Source organism: Flammeovirga sp. OC4 (assembly GCF_000812565.1).
In the GTDB taxonomy this organism is placed as follows: Bacteria; Bacteroidota; Bacteroidia; order Cytophagales; family Flammeovirgaceae; genus Flammeovirga.
Genome location: NZ_JTAM01000036.1, coordinates 1 through 19,691, shown reverse-complemented (window position 1 = coordinate 19,691; position 19,691 = coordinate 1). Strand labels below are relative to the sequence as shown.

General features: G+C 35.7%; 9 protein-coding genes. 3 read left to right on the top strand and 6 right to left on the bottom strand.

The window, feature by feature from the left end; translation table 11 throughout:
- Positions 1–29 precede the first annotated feature (29 nt).
- A complete protein-coding gene (secG, locus tag PL77_RS17950; protein WP_052444534.1) occupies positions 30–389 on the top strand; it encodes a preprotein translocase subunit SecG in 360 nt (119 codons plus the stop codon).
- A 69-nt stretch (positions 390–458) separates the two neighbouring features.
- On the opposite strand, the gene PL77_RS17945 is transcribed toward secG, so the two are convergent.
- A complete protein-coding gene (locus PL77_RS17945; RefSeq protein WP_044208380.1) occupies positions 459–872 on the bottom strand; it encodes a DUF1761 domain-containing protein in 414 nt (137 codons plus the stop codon).
- Positions 873–1,064: 192 nt separating this feature from the next.
- On the opposite strand from PL77_RS17945, the gene PL77_RS17940 reads away from it, so the two are divergent.
- Entirely contained in the window at positions 1,065–2,921 is a 1,857-nt protein-coding gene (locus PL77_RS17940; protein WP_044208378.1) for an amidohydrolase, read from the top strand.
- A gap of 67 nt (positions 2,922–2,988) precedes the next feature.
- Here the strand turns inward: PL77_RS17940 and PL77_RS30770 are convergent, their stop codons facing one another.
- From PL77_RS30770 to PL77_RS17915, 5 genes are all read right to left on the bottom strand, one after another.
- The gene (locus PL77_RS30770) at positions 2,989–7,743 is read right to left on the bottom strand and encodes a glycosyl hydrolase family 18 protein (protein WP_172665895.1); all 4,755 of its coding nucleotides are present in this window, start codon (positions 7,741–7,743) and stop codon (positions 2,989–2,991) included.
- Between the two features lie 355 nt (positions 7,744–8,098).
- Positions 8,099–9,145, bottom strand: coding sequence for an ArsO family NAD(P)H-dependent flavin-containing monooxygenase (locus PL77_RS17930; RefSeq protein WP_044208376.1), 1,047 nt, complete (start codon positions 9,143–9,145; stop codon positions 8,099–8,101).
- A 127-nt stretch (positions 9,146–9,272) separates the two neighbouring features.
- Positions 9,273–10,706 (bottom strand): BCCT family transporter, encoded by a 1,434-nt coding sequence (locus tag PL77_RS17925; protein ID WP_044208373.1) that lies wholly within the window; start codon positions 10,704–10,706, stop codon positions 9,273–9,275.
- A gap of 7 nt (positions 10,707–10,713) precedes the next feature.
- Positions 10,714–11,655 (bottom strand): bifunctional UDP-sugar hydrolase/5'-nucleotidase, encoded by a 942-nt coding sequence (locus tag PL77_RS17920; RefSeq protein ID WP_044208370.1) that lies wholly within the window; start codon positions 11,653–11,655, stop codon positions 10,714–10,716.
- Positions 11,656–11,659: 4 nt separating this feature from the next.
- A complete protein-coding gene (locus PL77_RS17915; RefSeq protein ID WP_172665894.1) occupies positions 11,660–12,382 on the bottom strand; it encodes a 5'-nucleotidase C-terminal domain-containing protein in 723 nt (240 codons plus the stop codon).
- Positions 12,383–12,648: 266 nt separating this feature from the next.
- Between PL77_RS17915 and PL77_RS17910 the strand changes: the two genes are divergently transcribed.
- The coding region (locus tag PL77_RS17910; protein ID WP_044208368.1) for a hypothetical protein at positions 12,649–19,691 on the top strand (7,043 nt) is incomplete at its 3' end.

Below are 19,691 nucleotides of genomic sequence, written 5' to 3'. Positions count from 1 at the left end.
TTATATAAAGTTATAAACATTATAATACAATGATGTACTTTTTCATAATCTTGATCTTAGTAATTGCTGTACTTCTTGTATTAGTAGTTTTAGCTCAGGATTCAAAAGGTGGAGGACTTACTGGCGACATGGGCGCTGCGAGTAGCTCTATGATGGGCGCAAGAAGAGCTTCTTCTTGGATTGAAAACGCAACATGGATTTTAGCTGTATCTTTGTTTGTTTTATCTATTGGTGTGAATATTTTCATTCCTAAAGATAATTCAGCAAACACACCAACTTCATCAAGTATCGAAAATGCAGAAGAAGTATTGCCACCGGCACCTACTACCCTTCCTGCTGAAGAAGGTACTCCTGCTGAAGCTCCTAGTGAAGCAGCTCCTGCTGAGTAACACACATAATCAATATAGATTAATAAAAAAACCACTTGATCAAACAAGTGGTTTTTTTATGCTCAATACCTAAGGCCAAACACCCAAAATTGCACCTTGTAGCGTAAGGAAAGTGATTTGATACCCACTATCAATCAACCATAGTTTGATTGACCTTCTCTGATACAAATAATTAATTCCCATCGAACAACCCACAAACATAAGACCTATCATAAATCCATGCATTGCTCCATTCGACAGCCCGAAACCTTGATGACTATGGGCCATTAACATCGCCTGACCAAATGCCATTATGAGCATCAGCACAAAACTACTTCCAAATATCTTGGGCATACTACCTTCTTGGAGGTATTCATCTGTAAAACCAAGCTCCTTTTGCCATGTTTTACCTAAAATTGAGGGATTATACCATATTGCACCAAACACAAAAGAGACTAATGCAGCAACTAGTACTGCTAAAAAATTAATTGAAGAAAAATCCATAGTAAAAGTTTAATAAACAGTGAGTAGTTATTCTAAATTATCAATTCAATAGAACAATAAATTATCATTTACCTTATTAAATATCAACGAATTACTAAATAAAATTTCATAAGAATAAAAATATTTTTCAGATACAATAGGGTTTTCACATCTACTTTCCCCTTCCATAGGTAGATTATAAACTCTAAAAAAATGAAAACATTAATACAATTCACCGCACTTATTGGACTTCTTACATTTGTTTTATTCACCTCATGTGAAACAACAGAAAAGGCAGATAAAGTTTTTCTTCATGGTCAGGTTTACACGGTCAATGAACAGCAAAAGTGGGCCGAAGCAGTAGCTATAAAAGACAACAAGATTGTTTTTGTAGGTAAAGACAGTGAGATAGAAAAATATATTAATCCAAATACTGAAGTCGTAGATCTTGGAGGGAAAATGATGCTTCCTGGCTTTGTAAGTGGCCACGATCACTTGATTTCATCGAATTGGATGAAAGCAGGTGTAGAACTTTTTGATGCAAAATCAAAGGAGGACTACCTTCGAATGATCAAAGAATATGCTGACAGTCATCCAGAAGAACCAATTGTTTTTGGTTTTGGTTGGAATAAAGACACGTACGGCGGATGGCCAACAGCCAAAGAATTAGACAAAGCTGTTTCGGATCGTCCTGCAATGATTTTTGACTTTACGATTCATGATATGTGGTTTAATACTAAAGGACTGGAAGCTGGTGGTGTTACGAAGGAAACACCTGATACCGTTCCTGGTATGTCGTATTGGAGAAGAAATGCAGACGGAACGCCCGAAGGAGTTGGTGTTGAAATCATTTGGTTAGAGGCTTACATCAAGGCTGGTGCGTGGAACCCTGCCAAAATGATGAAAGAAAGTCAGGAAGTACTTTATAATAAATCGGCATCAACGGGTATAACTACTGTAATCAATCAAGGTTTAGTCACTCCCAACTTAATGAACTTTGAGCGTTACAAAAAGGATATGATCTACTCTTTTGAAATGTTAGATTCACTAGATAAAATTGGTGAATTAAAAATCAGAACATTCCAAAACTACATGTATAAAAATTCTAATTTTGATGTAGATGAATTTGTTGCAGAGGCAGTTCACTTAAAAGAACAGTACAACTCCGATCGCCTAGGACTTCTTGGTATCAAAATTCACCCTGAAGGCAACTGGAATAGTAATACTTCATTGATGCTTGAAAAATTCAGCAATATTGATTCTAAAGGTGTATCAGGTGTTGGTCAAAATAAGTTGATGGAAATTCACTTAAAATCCAACAGAAATGGATTGGATGTACATACTCATGTTGATGGCACTGCTACAACTAGATATACTATTGATGCTATTGAAGCATCAATGAAAGAAGGAAATACTTATGCTAGAAATATACTACAACATTATTTCTGGTCACACCCTGACGATCATCAAAGAGTTTTAGACTTAAAAATCCCAGTGAACACTACGCCATTATTTGGTTCTGATTGGCAAGGTCAAGCTACAGATGCGTATAAATTTATGGGTAAGCACAGAACAGAAAATTACTATATGCGATATACGGAATTGCCTGTTCATGAAGGACACAATTTAAGTATCAGTGCAGACGTTCCTAGTTCACCGGTAAACCTTGTAGATCCACTGTTCAGTGTTGAAGGAGCGGTGACTTTGCAAGACCCTCAAAATGAGAATTCAAAACCTTTTCCTACTACAAAAACGCCAATGCAAGTAGAACAGGCCATCAAAGCGGTAACCATCTACCCTGCATGGCAAGCAAGAATGGAAGATAAAATCGGTTCTATTGAAGTGGGTAAATATGCGGATTTTGTTATCCTAGAAGAAAATGTATTTGAAGCCGGTTTAAGAGACATTGCGGATATTAAAGTACATGCTACAATCATGGATGGTAAGTATACTTATAAAAAAGAAAAAGATCATCACCTGACACAAACAGGTTCAAAACATAAAATATTCTTGCCAAAAGAATTAGGATGTTGTGAACATGGTCACCCAGAACACCTTCATAATCATTAAATAGAGCAAGAAGCTATTTCACAAATTGCGAAATAGCTTCTGTTTTTATTATTAGAATAGAGGTAGGTTATTTTTTCACAATTCTCCTTATTAATTGCTGCCCTCCTATCTGTGCTTTCACTAAGTAAATGCCAGATGTAAGTGAACTACCATTAATATCTATCACTGTTTCCCCCGCTTGCACATCAAGTATGATTGAATTCAACACTTTACCTTGTAAACTGATCACTTGAAGTTCTAATTGACCAGATTGATGCACATCTAATTGCACTTGAGTAGTAGCACTAAAAGGGTTTGGATAAGTGCTCATTTCCAATGCATTAGCTTCTAGAGCTGCACTTGCTACAATTTGTCTGTTATTACTTGACAACGCTTCGTTCATCGCCATCAAAAGACTTACAGATGGATCTTCAACATCAAAAGTTAACTCCCAGATAATTGTTCCTTGCAAACCGTTATTTCTGGCATAATCCACCTTTGCAGCGGCTCCTTTTGGTGTTTCAAAATAAATATCTCTTCCGTCAAGACCCACATAACCGTTTAACTGATTAGCATCATTTGGATCATAAGAAGTTGGTGCATCAGGATATAAACTTACAATTTCATCATAGCCTATAAAGTAAAAACCGTTTGTTCCTTGATCTGCCTCTTTCTTTGTTAACGATAGATCATAACCGTAGAAAGGCACTCCGATTGTTAATTTACTTTTATGGACACCTTGCCCAGAACCCTGCCATGTTGCCCAATCACCACTCCAATATTGCAAAGAGGTCTCAACAGAATAAATAGGGTTATTATCACTTGCTTTTGAGTATTTACTTTGATCTACTTCATAAAGTGAAGAATGAGGTCCGATCGGAGAATCATCCCAAGAACCCGTAAAGTCATACGTCATCAAACCTAACCAATCTAGGTACTCCACAAAACTTGCATCATAGTTATTGCCATACCATGGTGTGGCGAATACAGCTGAAGAAAGGAGCATTGAAGGTCTTTTAGCTCTTAATTTTTTCGCCAATAAGGTTAAGCCATAAGCAGCAGGATGAGCACCTTGCTCTACTTCTCCACCCCACTTGTCTGTACCTCTTGTTCTGCCACCTTGCTCTGAAGTACCAGGAATAGCCGGATCTTGCCAGAAACACTCTAGATCTAAATCAATTCCATCCAAGTTATATTGATCTACAAAAGCAATCAATTTATCTGCTGTAGCATCTATTGAAGCAGGGTTATCTCTATACCCTTCCATTACTTTTAAGAATCCGTAATCTACGGCACCTCCAACTGCAATAGAAACTGTTGCACCTTCATTATGAGCTTTGGAAACAATAATCGGTAAAAGTGAATCTAAAACATGTAAAGACTCCGCCGTAAACTCACCGTTTGCAAAGTCGGCATCTGTATATGCCGCCCCTTGTTTTGTATCAAAAACTAAGAAGGAGACATTGACGTGAGTAACTTTAGTATAATCTAAATCTCCAGGGCTTCCTTTCCAAGTTGGAACGTAGCCGATGATACGCTGTTGTCCAGTTGGTGCGGGTGCAAAAGGACCTGTTAAATTAATAGTGCCATCAGGATTAACATCCACCACTGAAGAGGTTGTAAACTGCACAGCCTTTGTAGCAGTTGTAACATTTCCTTGATCATCGGTCGCTGTAACCGTAATGACATAAGTTCCGTAATCAGAAGGTGTAAATGTCGTTGAAGAAGCATTCACACTTGTACCATCAACAGTCAATACCACATTGGAAACTACTCCATTTTCGTCTGTCGCTTCTACAGCAATATCGATGGTTGTCAATGATGTATAAGTATTTCCTGAAGGATGAATAAAAGTTACTGTTGGCACTACATCACCAATTCCACCGTTTCCACAAACTTCACCAGTATCTTCCCACGGACCTCCACTATTTGGAGTATCTCCTTGTGTCCACCACTTCGCTTTATAAATTTTTCCATTATAAACTACCTGATCTCCTCCTGTATAAATTTCAGTTGGCGACCAAGCTGGATAAGGACAATCTCCTCCAATATCAGACTTTTCAGAAATAGTCACTACTTTTGTTACTGAAGCAGTCAAACCCTCATTATCTGTTACTGTGGCAACAATCGTGTAGACTCCATAAGCATCGACATTGAAAGAATTACCATCAATAACAATATCATTTACTGTTACTACCGTCGTTTCAACAGTACCATCAGGATCAGTACTTGTTGTAGATAAATCTAAAACGACAGGAAGGTTTTCTACTATAATTTCCTCTGTCAATAAATTATTAAAACGCACTGTTGGCACTACTGGGTCTACCACGACATCTCCATCACATGGACCCAAAGTTTTCCACCAATGTTCTGCCGTACCTGGTGTCACATTGTAAAGATTATTGACTACTGCTTCATAAAGGAAACCATTATAACTTACAATATCTCCTGCACTGTAAATGGAAGGATATCCTGAATAGGCCTCTGCATTACAGCCTGTTGCCTGAGTGCTAGCAACTCTACTATTTGATGACGTTCCTGCTGATGTACTATTCACTTCTTCTTGAGAAAGTTGACGTTGATTACTCGCCATCATTGTGCTTGAAGAAAGAACCGTATTAGAAGTCATCATAGTTTCACAAGGTCCTAAGGTTTTCCACCAATGTTCTGCAGTCCCCGGTGTAACATTGAAAAGGTTATTCGCAGTAGATTCATATAATATCCCATTATAACTTACGACATCTCCTGCATTATACACTGCCGGATAAGGAGCGTACTCTTGAGTATTACAATCATTAATTACTACATCTTCTTCTATCGTAATTGAAATTGATGTACTAGTACTTTCCCCTTCATTATCTGTAGCTGTAGCTTGAATTGTATAATTTCCAAAAGAAGAAGGAAGCCATGAAGCTGTAGTTGAAGAATAAGTTTGCCCATCTACTGTGATTGAAACCGATGCAATACTTCCGTCTTCATCTTGAGCATTCACCTCAATTTGAACTGTTTCTAATGCTTGTGAAGTAATTGTTGTACCATCTGAAGGAGATATGATTACTACTGTAGGTGCAATATTTGGAATATTCGGATCTACAATATTTATAACCCCTGTCTTAGTTGTAGTTTTCCCTTGGCTGTCTGTTACCGTTACTTCTACAGATTGTTGTCCGTAATTAGCAGGTAAAAAAGTAACAGTATTTGTAGTTCCTGATATTGAAAACGTTTCTGCATTTCCATTAACAGAAACAGCAATTAAAGCAATTCCATCATCATCAGATGCTGTAAAAGTAAAGGAAACTTCTGATAATTCTGTTTGCTCGATTACCTCTGTTGGCAAAGTCAATGTCACTAGAGGAGCAGGATTAACAGGACCTGCATTCTCCGCAAATACTTTATTGACAACGTGCACCAATTCAGGTTTTGTGTCAGGACATAACGGATACGTTCCAACTTTACCTGTTTCCGAGCCAACGTTCCAATCCGTAAATACAGTCCAAATAATTACACCGCCAATATTGTTATCCGTTACATATTTTGATTTCAAGCCAATCGATTCTTCATCATCATAACTTGTAAAATAACTCACTCCGTTCGCTTCTTTTGTCATATAAGGAACTTGAGCTTCATTATCCCAATGCCTTGTCCAACCACCAGAAGCCAAAGCTTCTTTCACTTGAAAATAATAAGGAGAACCTTCTGTTGCTCCCCAGTTATTTAGATCTGCCGCTGATGAAACTGGTCCGTCTACTGAAAATGTCACGTCTTTTTTAATGGTTGGTACATTCACCCCTGGTGTTCCATCAACAACAACACCTCTACCGTAGAAAGCCATTCCCATATTGATTTTTTCAGTATCAATGCCTAATTGATCTCTCATATAAGAGAAAGTTGTGTGCCAAGAGAAATCACCCCACTCTTCTCCTTCATAAGGATACAATGGCGAATTGTGACCTGAAATACCTGACCACCCTCCATGAAAATCATACGTCATCATGTTGTAATAGTCCATTACTTTATTCAGTTCTGACCATTCTAAGTTTTCTAACTTTGCAGGTGATGCACTAAATGCCGCAGTCAGCAAACGATCAGGACCAATTACATCTCTAATGTCTTGCATTAAAAGTGTGAAATTGTGGTAATCTGCTTCAGACCCTGTAAAGTTCATACCGGCAAATGGACCTGGATATTCCCAATCAATATCAATTCCATCAAAACCATAATCTTCTACCAAAGTTCTACAGTCTTCTAAGAACCTTGCCTTCTTAACAGGATCAGCAGCCATTTCTGGAAAATGTTTACACATTGACCATCCTCCAATGGAAGCCATTACCTTTGCTCCATAGTCATGAGCAATATCAATCATCCCTGGTGTTGGGTATTCCGTTAAAGGCCAACCACCAGATTCACCAGTAGCTGTTCTGATCCAACCTTTCCACGCTCCATCAGGATTAGGTTCATACCCTAACTCTGACAAAACTTCATCCCACCCCCAAAACTGTTGAGGAAAACCTAAGACCATTGCTTGATCATGAGAAGAATACTTGTCAGGATGGAGTAAATCAGCTGGACTTTGAATGGCACTTTCCTGGTAGATTTGTTTGTTTCTGAGATCACCACTATGCATGGAACCATCTACTGCAACACCAAAAAATGAGAAATTGAGAATAGTGTACTGAGAATAATCAATGTTGTAGTGATTAAGTGCTCCTTTAGGCACATTGAAATCTGCACCTTTCCATGCGTCCCAATTAGGAACGTATCCGATGACTTGTTTTTGGTGATCGCTAGTGGCGTATGGGCTTCCGCTGTCAATTTGAGCGTAAGCACCTACAAATGAGAGCATACCTATGAGGCACGCATAAAGTCCAAGCCTGAACTTTTTGGCTAAGCTTTGCATTGTGTAATAGTTGATAGTTAAAAATTATTTAATGTAGTAGCATCTTAGTGGAATATTACTGAAGAAATATATTCCTACTCGCTGGTTACATTTCAAAACTATTTCATTTACAACTACTTACACAAGTATTAAAGAGAACAATGATGGGTACTAAACCTTCACATTCTAACTTTCTAATGGGTACAACTCTTATTTTCAAGAGGGTACAACCTTACTTAATTGACATTACTGAGGCTAAAATAAAAGGGTACAGCTTCGTTTTATGGGGAAACAAAATTTGATATTTCACATTAAAAAAAAATTATTGGAGAATGTAGGCGACAATCTCCTCAACAGTTCTTCGAGCCGTTTTTCCAACACCATAAATTGTTGCTGAAGCATATCCTGTCCAGTTACCCAACCCGACGAGCCATAAACCTTCTTGACCTAACACCTTCGTATTTTTGATATTAATCTTCCCATTTTGATTGATATTCAAAGCATTCAAATAGTCTAATTTAGTAGAAAAACCAGTACACCAAAGCACTGCATCAAACGCTTCTTCACTACCATCTTCCCAGACCACACCATTTGGAGTAAAACTAAAGGTGCTAGAACGGTAATTGAGAACGCCTCTTTCTCTAGCATCTTTCACTGAATCTAACATTACAATATCACTGATTGAATAAGATTCCTCAGAGATTTCACCTTTCAAATATTCCCTATATTTTTTATTTGCTTGTTCAAAAAGATATCGACCATCCACATCATCAGGCAAAAAATTGGGTGGTGATAAAGTAGCCCATTGTACTTTTTTATGTTGGGTTAATTCTGCTACAAGTTGTGCTCCACTATTTCCTCCACCAACAATCAAAAGGTTATCTCCCTGAATGTCTGTAGGTTTCTTATATTCGACAGAATGAAGTTGCTGTCCTAAAAAGGATTCAACCCCTTCATAATGTGGTATTTTAGGATTTGAAGCCGTTCCAGTCGCCCCAACAACTGTTTTGGTATAAAACTCTCCTTTATTTGTTTTAACTCTGTAAATGCCGTCTTCAAAAATTGTATCTTCAACTTTCACTGGTCTTTGCACCGGAAAGTCGTACCTCTTCTCGTACTTTTCTAAATAAGTAATAAATTCTTGTTTTGTTGGGTACTCTTTTTCAGGAGGAGGCAACATCCAACCTGATAATGAAGAATACACACCAGGAGAAAATAATTGAAGAGAATCCCAAGCCTTATTCCATGCTCCTCCAGCTTTTTGATTGTCATCCAAAATTAAAAATTTCAAACCGTGCCTATTTAAAAAATAAGCCACCGACAATCCTGCTTGTCCTCCCCCAATAATTATGACATCAAATATTTCCATTTTCAACCTTGTGTATTATTCTATATTAGAACATAGTTATCCTCATTGTTATAGATACAAAATAAGTACATTTATAGTTTGATGTGGCTATTTGATCTTATAACATTTTTAAATTCAGTGATTATCGTCACCTTTTTTCATTATTTGGGTTAATTTTAAGTAAACTAACGGCAAAAGATACACCTTGAATTATCAATAGAAATACAAAAGGGATCGCCCCAAAAATAGCTACGACTTTATTCAGATCGACATTATTTTCGTAAAGTAAAGCTAATGTAATCCCGATCATCACAGCACTCCAAAGCATTTTATTGGATTTCGACTCTTCTTCTGTAAGAACAGCTGTAACATAAACAGCTGAATCTGCACTAGTAATTACAAAAATGATTAATAAAATGAGAGAAGACAATGAAAATAGTAATGGGTATTTAAAGGATTGAAAGAATGTAAAAACGCCTTGTGTGTAATCGTTCATTACTGCAGTCTGTATCTCAGAGTAATTGCTTACCATACTACTGCCTCCTCCAAAAACGACAAACCAAATCATTGAAATCAAGGTCGGAACCCCAATTACACCAATTAAAAATTCTCTGATTGTTCTACCTTTTGATATTCTTGCAATAAATAACCCTGAGAAAGGAGCCCATGCAACCCACCATAATAAATATACAATAGTCCAACTTCTTGACCATTCAGCATGCTCTTCATTGATGGTGAAAGAAACTTTAGGAAGAAAAGAAATGTAATCTATTAATTCCTGAAAAAATAGTTTAGATAACGGAATGAAACCAATAGTAAACAGTACAACAAGTAGCAGTAAAAAAGCAAGTATAACATTGAGGTTACTTAAAAATTGTACCCCTCTCTTTAAACCTGACAAGGAAGATAAAGTAAAAATAATTGCAATAAAAAGTAGTAGGTAAATCCTAAAATTCAGACCTAGCATTTCTTTTTCAAAGATAGAATTCAAGCCGGTTTGGATTAATGCAATTGAGTTGGCCAAGGTCCCTGACACTCCAAAAAGTATGGAAAATACAGCCAATAGATCTATACCTTTTGTAAGGTAATTTTTATTGGATGAGATGGTAGAAGAAATAGTCATACTTCTTCCTTTTTGATAGGTAAACCACGCAATGACTAACCCCGAAAAAGCATAAATACTCCAAGCGTGGAGGCCCCAATGAAAATTGGTTATGCTCAATGCAGTTAAAATATCCTTTGAAGGATTTAAGGGAGAATTTAAATGAAAAATAGGCTCTGCGACACCCCAAAAAACGAGCCCTGATCCCATGCCTGCGGCAAACAACATGGAGAACCAAGATAAGTTGGAGAACTCTGGATCAGAGTTCCCCAATTTTATTTTTCCGAAAGGCGATATAATCAACGCTAGACAAACCAAAAGTATTACTGATACAACACATAGGAATACAGTATCAAAAGTTGACAACACCAATCCTACAACATTGTTCACTAAATCAACACTCTGTTTAGGAAAAATGAAAAAAACAAGTGCTACACCAATACTTAACGCTAGACTTAGGTGATTAAAAGTGACTTTCATATCAAAATTAGACCAAATAGCTATTAAAAGCCTCTGTATTATAGGCTAATTTCTCTTTTGTATCTTGATTGAAATAAAAATCTAATCGACCAAGTTTAATTCCTGCATATCCTACTTGAGTGATTAAAACTTCTTTTCCTGAAGCATTTTTCTTTACGACTGGTTCGTCTAAGAAGGTATGTGAATGCCCTCCAATAATTACATCAATATCTTTTGTTTTTTCTGCTAAAATTAAGTCAGAATAGTCACCTTCATTAAAAGATTTGAACCCTAAATGTGATAGACAAACGACCAAATCGCACTGCTTCTCTTGCTTTAATATCTTAGTCATTTCCTGAGCTTTTTCAATGGCATCAAGATAGACTGTCTCCTTATAACAAGATTTAGAAACCAATCCATCTAACTTTATACACACTCCAAATACTCCTATTTTCAAACCTTCTTTTTCAAAGATTTTATAGGGCTTAGTTTTACCGTCTGCTGATGTATTTTTCAAATCGTAATTACTAACTAAAAAATCAAAATCTGCATGCGGTAACATCTCAGAAAAACCATCAATTGTATTATCAAAATCATGATTACCCATTGTGGCTGCATCATATTTCATCTCAGACATTGCTTTAAATTCAATCTCTCCTTTAAAGAAATTGAAGTATGGAGTGCCTTGAAAAATATCGCCTGCATCTAACAATAGTACATTTTCTTCTTCTTTACGGATCTGTTCTACTAACGCCTTACGTTTTGCCACTCCGCCTAAACCTCCATACCTTTTATGAGTATCAGGAAAAGGCTCTATCTGACTATGCGTATCATTGGTGTGTAGAATTGTAATTTTAATAGGTTTTTTTTCAGCATTTGCCCATGATACTGGCATCAATAAACCTAAGGTACTTAAGGCAGAACCTTTCGCTAAAACTTTTATAAATTCTCTTCTTGTATTGTTCTCCATTTTCTTAAATAATCCTTGGTTTATGATCAACAACTACCCCCTTAGGTTTTGACTTACAATATTCTAATAATACATCTCTTATCATTAGCCCTAAGTCCTTAAAACCTGTTCCTTTATGTAAAAAACCCATATTATCTCCACCATGATATAAATAATCTGAAGTAAGAATAGTATACTCTTTATGCGGATCAAAGTCAGTTCCATTGATCTTAGCACTTTGGATTTCGTCTTTATTAAGGACTACTTTTAAACCAGAAACTGCTTCTTTATGCTTTGCTACCATGTTGATTAAATCCAACATCAGTTCTCCTTTTAGTTTTATGATAATCAACTTATTATCAAAAGGCATTAACTTATAAATATGTCTTACAGAAATATCTCCCTTGAAGATGTTTGACCTTAATCCACCATTGTTCATCAGACACACATCAACCTTTGTATCAGTGTAACTTTCGACATATTCCCTAGTAGCATCACAAGTAAAGTTTCCAAGGGTATTGGCCTCTCCACCTACAATTAAATCAATGGAAGTTGATGAAATCACCTGATTCATCTTTTTATCCAATTTTTCCTTGTAAGGTTTTATGAGATTAGACAACGTATCGTCAGGCGAGATTGAATTATCAACAGCAGTAGGTTGATAAGAGATTTTTGTAAGGTTCGGCTTTTCTGTTTTGCAACCAAAAAGCAAAAACGCAATAACTATGAATTGGTAAAATTTGTTCATTTTGAACATTGAGTTATAAAATCATTTAAAGAGTGCTAAAAATAAAATAGTTCTTTACCATTGTCAAAATGGAATTCAATATTGGTTTAAAAACGAGTAAAAACATTCAATTTTAACATTTATTTGACTTTTCTTCTTCTCTTAATGCAATTTTCACTGCATATGATATGATTATCGAATCAGAAGTAGTATTTTGCGTAACATTTATTTTATAATAATCGTTAACCAAGACGAGCTACAATTTAAATCATCAGATCATAACTAACATGACGAATAAGATATATTTCTTTTCTATTGCTCTTTTCACGTTTTTATGCTTCAGTGTTTACGCACAAGACGATGTAATCATTCAAAGAAATCAATTCACCCCATCAGCTGGACAAGGGAATGATTATGGAAAAAAGATTTTCTATTCAAATGACAATAACTTATTAATCACAGTCAATGATAATAAAGTTATCACGTATGGGAGAAATGAAACCGACGATTATGAGTTACTTAATGAAAGTCCTTCTTTTATTGACTATAGTAATTCAGCGATGTCGATCACGGTTTACGATGAAGGTAATTCCCCTACGACTGTTAACCTAATCAAGACCGATTATAATTACATCATTGAGTTTGACCCCATGTATGAGGGATACAACCTCAATTACTATACAACCACAGATTACCCTGTGCTAATGGGCATAAATGAAAGTGATGGAACTTATTATTATGGTCTATATGTCTCGGAAGCCCAACGCTACGAATTTTACACTTATTTTGATGATTTCCCTGCTTTCTTTGATTACATCATGGAAAGTGGAAATTCTTTCTTCAATAATATAGCTATAAGATTAAAGTTTGGTAGAGATATTTACCATAACGATCAAACAATCACTCTTACCTCTGCAGATAATAGCTTTTTCACTTCTATTGAAATGACTATTGTTCAAGACGGTACAGATGATAGATATAGCAATATTTACGTTAATGAAGGAAACCCTCCCATTAGTCTCAAAGACTCTGATAGAAATTTAGTTTATGAAGGTAGTTACTTTGATGGATCTGCAACACACTACCTCTACTATGTTTATGTAGAAAATTGGGACGATGCTTATGTACTTTTTGATTCTTTTGAAGATTCATTTGAAAACTTTGTCAGTAGCATGACCACATTTGATCATATCGATGAGAACCGATATGAAGATAATTACCGCTACACATTCTTACCGTCAACTGATGTTAATTTAACAAGAACAATCTCTGATATTGATTACGACAACGACAACAATCAATTGATCATTGGTTTTGCGGATCATAATATCAACCAAGGTATTGTCGAAAAATATAATTATACACCTGAACTGCTAGGTTTTGGAACTGTTTGGGATATAGCAGAAAGTATTAAACCTGCTACTGCAGTTGCTCCTTTTTCTGGTTTTGGTGAAAAGTTTGCGATTGGTAGAAGCAGTGAATTGATTGAAACGGATCAAGGCTTAATTGTTTTTCAAGATGGCAGCCCATTTAATGCTATAAGTCTTTCTTCAGAAATAAAAGGAATTGAATATTTTGATAATATAAGCGGCGTATCAGACAATTCAGCAATTATTTGGACACAAGATCAATTATTACTTTTCCACTTCGATACCTATAGCTTTTTCGAAGATCCTTTAAACGCAGTACCCGAAATATCGTCGTTATCAGGAGATATTTCAGACGTTGAAATTATTCAAAACTCTTCTGACTTTTTAATTTTAATGTCTTACGAAAATGATGAAAAGATTTACACCTACAAAGGTGCTTTTTCATCAAGTTCGGTTCCTTATTACACACTTGGCTCTGTAAATGATGTCATTTCTCCTTTCTCTGGTTCAAGTACAAATTATAAAGTATTATTCAGTCATAGTTCTAGAGGTACTTTTGCTTTTTCAAGAAATGAATCCAAATTAATTGAAATCAATTACGATTTTGCAAAAGGAGAACTTACCACTTCTGATGTAGGTTCAATTCCTTATTCAGGAGATGAAACACAATTCGGTCAAGATATTATACTGGAAGAGAACCTTTTCATCAGTACATTAAATAAAGACATCACTGAGTATGGGTTTATGTATCAAACGGCCAATGATGGTAATTGGTCTGATGCTGCAACTTGGAAAAATGGATTAATGCCTCTTGGGTATGCCTCTGACATCATTAAAATAAATAATAATGTAACGAAAGATGATGTATCACAAGTCAATGCTGATATTTTGGAAATTGTAAGTGGAGCAACACTTTCAATTCCTGATGGCAACAGTTCTGGTTTCAGTGTTGACACTTTCACCAACTACGGTACTTTAAATATTGGAGAGCAAAACTCATTTACTACTCGATCGGGTACCAATCACACTGGGGCATCCATTAACGTGGGTAATAATGATGATCTTTATGATGCTTACTTCGACTTAGTTCAAACAAGTGACGATGCTCGTGTATTCTTGAATGAAGGTACAATTACCGTCAATGAAGGTGGTTTCTTATATATCAATGGTAACTGGAAAAATGGTGCTGCAAACACCATTACATTTACCGAAGTCAACGATAACAGTGGCTATTCTACCATTGAAGTGTATTGTCATAATAAAGATATGACCGTGGATTTTGTTGATTTAACCTTCCCTGAAATCTCTCTAATCAATGATGGTGGTAACCTCAAAGTGACAGGTGATATTCATTCGAATAAAGAATTGAATGCAGGTGAGAGCGATTACATCAACATGGAAGAAGTAAATCTTTTCATCGAAACTCCTATTGCAACGAATGTAAGTATAGATTATGATGATTTAACCATCAATAACCTTACAATCTCTAATGAAAATCATAATTTCAGCGGTTCAGATTTATCGATTAAAGGTGTATTAGACTTAAAAGCTGACTTTTACCCTTTCGGTAATGTTATGATTGAAATTGATAATACCAAAGAACAAATTATTGGTGATCATGGTATTGTCAATGCATCAGCAGGTTACTATAGTGGGCCTAATTTTGTACTTGCATTGGATTTAGCCAATAAACCAAGCAGTTTCTCTATTGATATACCTTTTGTGAATAAAATAAGTGGTGAAACAAGTGAATTTATTTTTGAAGCACCTCTATCATTCAATAACGTAACACCAACTTACCCGAGTGTAACTCCTGAAATTATGAGAGTTAACGCGGTGCCAAATATCAGTTATTATTTTGATAACTCATATGTGATTGGAGCAGTAGAATACTACGAATTCAAAAACAGGTCATGGTATATTAACATTGAGAATTTAGATCAGATTTCGGGAGGAATAGCTACACCAATAGAAAATGCGGTTCCCTATTACTCTAAAAGCGATTCTGATTACAATTTTATCCTTAATGATATTAACGCAGAAACAGACGGGGCTTCATTACTTTCTGGGCAATCAATTACAGACGATGTCATCTCAGGAAGTTTTTCTTTATCTTCTACAGACTTTACAATCTCACTTACTTCACTAACGAATCAAAAGCTTTTCCATTCCATTAGTAATGGTGCTTGGGACGCTACTGATACTTGGGATTTATTCGATACTCCATCAAGTGCTGACACAGTTGTTGTACGTCACAATGTTGATATTATTTCATCTTTTGGTGGTGAAATTACAGAAGGAGAAGGAGGCTTTGTCGGAGAACCTACTGTAGGAGAGTTAACGAATGAAGAAGAACCTATAGTAATTATTTCTCCTTCAGGAGGATTCAGTGCAAACGCAGTAAAAATCACAACCAGAGTTGAGGATGATGTCACAGAATACGGTTCTTTATACATCGATGGTTCCTATTTCCCTGTTACATTTAATTGTAGTAATATCGTTATAGATACTGACTGTTCTTTAGATCTTGACAGCTATGCAGCAGTTGTGATCAATGAGATTACAGAAAGCTCTGAAGAAGAAATTGTAATCCCTGAAGGTAAAAGTAGTACAAACCCAGTCATTGAGATTAATGGTGATGTTTACATAGGTGATAATTCCTATTTAAACATCTACAGAGATATAAATTGGAATGGTGTATTAAATAGTAATGAAAACGGAACATTTGCTTTCTATGGCAATATCATTTCAGGTTCAACAACATTAGACGTTAGCAATTTTTCATTAAGTGAGCTGGATACAGATGACCAAAGAGTTATTAATATCAATGTTCCAATTAATATTATTGCAAACGGTAGTATTGAGAGTCAAGGAGAATTAGGCATCAATTTCAATAATGGCTTCTCAATGGCTTCCACTGCTCAAATTGACTCACTTGGTTATGTCACAATAAGTGGAGATGAAAGTGCTTCAAGTGATGTTTTAGATATCTATACCATTGAACATGACACACAATTAGTTCCAAATACTACAATTGATGGCGGTAAAGACAACTTCTTAAGCTTAACCATCAATGACTATGAAACTGTCAATTTCCATAATAATATGGTCATTGCTCAAAACCTAGTTGTCAGCAATTCCAATGATAATAAAACCATCATCAATCATCATGGAGATGACTTCAAATTCAATTATAACAGTAATAATTTTGACACTCCTTTAGATGTAATATCATTTACTAACGTAGATAAATTCATTGGTAATCTAGATGCAGCCACATCATTAGAGGTCAATTGGAACGGTCATAATTATAATAGACCAACTCTTGATAATAGTACTACAGTAAGTAATTTCAATAGTACTGGTGATTCAGTATTTTTGATAAAACCTAATAACGTTGTAGACCTTTTTGGAAATTTTGGTTTATTGGCCCAACAGCCTGATTTATTCTTTAGAGAAAAACAGTTATTGGATGGTTCTTATGTTCAAACTAATGTGATCCAATCCAATGAAGACTCTATCTATTTTAACTTTACTGTAGCAACCTTATCGGGTGGCACAAGAGGTTTAGATCCTGATGAAAAAATCAATATTTACTACAATGATACCTTTGTAAGTAACGCTACATACACTATCATTCCTAAAAGTGCTGATGGTTCTGTTACGCAAGAAGCATATGGTTTTAGGTTAAGCACGATTACAGATCAGGGTTTTGATACTAAAAATTACCAGGACCTTACCATCAAAGTCGCTTTAGAACATAAAACACTCGCAAATTCTGAAAGCGAATTAAGCTCGATTACTTATCTATATGTCCCTTCTGGGTTTGTTCATAATGCCGACAGACAACCTTTTGTTGATTTTGTAAAATCTCTTACGTTTATCAATGAGGGTACACTTTTCAAACAATTCAATTGGGAAGATGCGGACCTTACAAGTTGGCTTAATGATGGTAACGTCGGCAACTTAGAAAGTTTAGCGGATTATTTAGATATCAACGGGGAAGGACGTATTCAAGGCATTGATTTTACGGACAAAAATATCAATGGTATTGACTTTACAACACTTGATTTAAGAAATGAACTTTCTTCTGAAGGCGATATCATATTAACTGAAACAGAACTTCTGAACACACCTGTTCTTGGAATGGAATATTTAGGTACTCTTACCCTTGAAGATAACTATCTTGATTTTACAGATTTAGCAGGTTATGACGACGGTACGGAAGAAGGTAGTTTTACTTTTAATTTGGTATATACTACTCCAGCAATACCATTCGAAACCTTTGGCTTTGTTTATAGTAAAGGAGACCTTGCATCAACCTATACCTTTGATACAGAAGGGAATTACAGTTATGCTACCATTGCATGGAAGGATATCACCGACTCAGAAAACAGTATAGATATAGACGATGCCGTAACAAGTACAATCAACCTTGCAGATAGTAGTGTCGGTAATTATGTTTATAGAATAGTAATCACCTCTAGTGCTGAAACTTTTGAGAATATTAGTGCACCTCAATTGGAGTTTGATTTAAATGTGAAAGTCAATTATGGAGAACTTGAAGACCAAGAGCTTTTCGATTTCTTGACTGCATTAGGAGGTTATGAGTCTATTTCTCGTACCGATAGTATGAGAAAATGGGCTGATCCTGCAAAATTTGTTATCGATGAATCTGGTTATGTCACTGATATTGATATCAGTGGATTAAACCTCACAAGTGTTCCAACTGAAATTTTCAGTTTCTCCAAATTATCAACCTTAAATATTGGAGGTAATCAACTCTTCTTTGACGATATAGATGCACTTAATGCTGGCTTTACAAGTAATGGACTAACTGTTGATATTACAACGGGTTCAACACAAACTTACACTTACACAGCAGAGACCCCTATTATCTATAGAGGTGAAGCATCTACCTATACTCCAGTAATTAGTTATTCAGAAACGAGCAAACTAGTTTACAACTGGTATTTGGATGATATAATTGAAGAAGGAATAAATACCAGTAGTTATACAGTTCCTGAAGAAAATGACACTTTTGATGATATCAACCTTAAGTTAGTTTTAGGACATAACGACTATGAAGGTCTTTCGATTACTGTTGCTGAATATACTTTTGATTATACATTAGGACGTAAGGACTCAGTAGCTCTATACGATCTAATGGTAGCATTAGGGATTGGACCTGACCTTGCTTTAAATATGAGGCAATGGGTTGATGAAGATGATAATAGCATTGCTACTCAAATTGATGATTACGGTGGAGTCATCTCATTAGATCTATCAGGAAGAAACCTTACTTCAATTCCAGAAGATGTTAGTTCGCTCACATCATTGCAGGATGTAAATATTTCAGACAACAACCTCAATAACGTTGATTTAACAGAATACATCAATGATGACGAGGACAACGTGATATTCAATGTAGATGACAATAGACTTTTCTTTGATGACCTTGTTGCCAATAGAAGTTTTATCGATGAGGATAACTTAAACGCTCAAATTTTTGATACTTACAGTACAACAAGTGAAGTCATTACTTATGGTAGCAACAGAAGTTATAACGGTACTGTAGCCGGAGATAATTTAATTTATAATTGGGTAAGAGAAAGTGATAATTCTAATTACCAGAATACACCTATACTCAATTTCCCATTTATGACAGAAGCACTAGTAGATACTTATATCTTAAATGTTACATCTAGTGATCTTGCTGGTCTATCCATTGAAGTTGCAAGGTATACTGCTGGTTTTACACTTGGTCAAGAGGATTCAGTGGCATTGTATAATCTATTCGTAGAGTTAGGAACAACGCCTGACAAAGCAATAGAAATGCGTGATTGGGTAGATAATGACGGAAAATCAGTAGCTACTCAAATTGATAACTACGGTAGAGTTATTGATTTAGATCTTTCGAATAGAGCTTTAACTAGCTTGCCAACCAGCCTTACAATTGA

What these genes read in the sequence shown, in the direction of transcription:
- PL77_RS17915 (WP_172665894.1), bottom strand. Translation starts at nt 12,382, where the DNA reads ATGAACAAATTTTACCAATTCATAGTTATTGCGTTTTTGCTTTTTGGT.
- PL77_RS17940 (WP_044208378.1), top strand. Translation starts at nt 1,065, where the DNA reads ATGAAAACATTAATACAATTCACCGCACTTATTGGACTTCTTACATTT.
- PL77_RS17920 (WP_044208370.1), bottom strand. Translation starts at nt 11,655, where the DNA reads ATGGAGAACAATACAAGAAGAGAATTTATAAAAGTTTTAGCGAAAGGT.
- PL77_RS17930 (WP_044208376.1), bottom strand. Translation starts at nt 9,145, where the DNA reads ATGGAAATATTTGATGTCATAATTATTGGGGGAGGACAAGCAGGATTG.
- PL77_RS17925 (WP_044208373.1), bottom strand. Translation starts at nt 10,706, where the DNA reads ATGAAAGTCACTTTTAATCACCTAAGTCTAGCGTTAAGTATTGGTGTA.
- secG (WP_052444534.1), top strand. Translation starts at nt 30, where the DNA reads ATGATGTACTTTTTCATAATCTTGATCTTAGTAATTGCTGTACTTCTT.
- PL77_RS30770 (WP_172665895.1), bottom strand. Translation starts at nt 7,743, where the DNA reads ATGCTCTCATTTGTAGGTGCTTACGCTCAAATTGACAGCGGAAGCCCA.
- PL77_RS17945 (WP_044208380.1), bottom strand. Translation starts at nt 872, where the DNA reads ATGGATTTTTCTTCAATTAATTTTTTAGCAGTACTAGTTGCTGCATTA.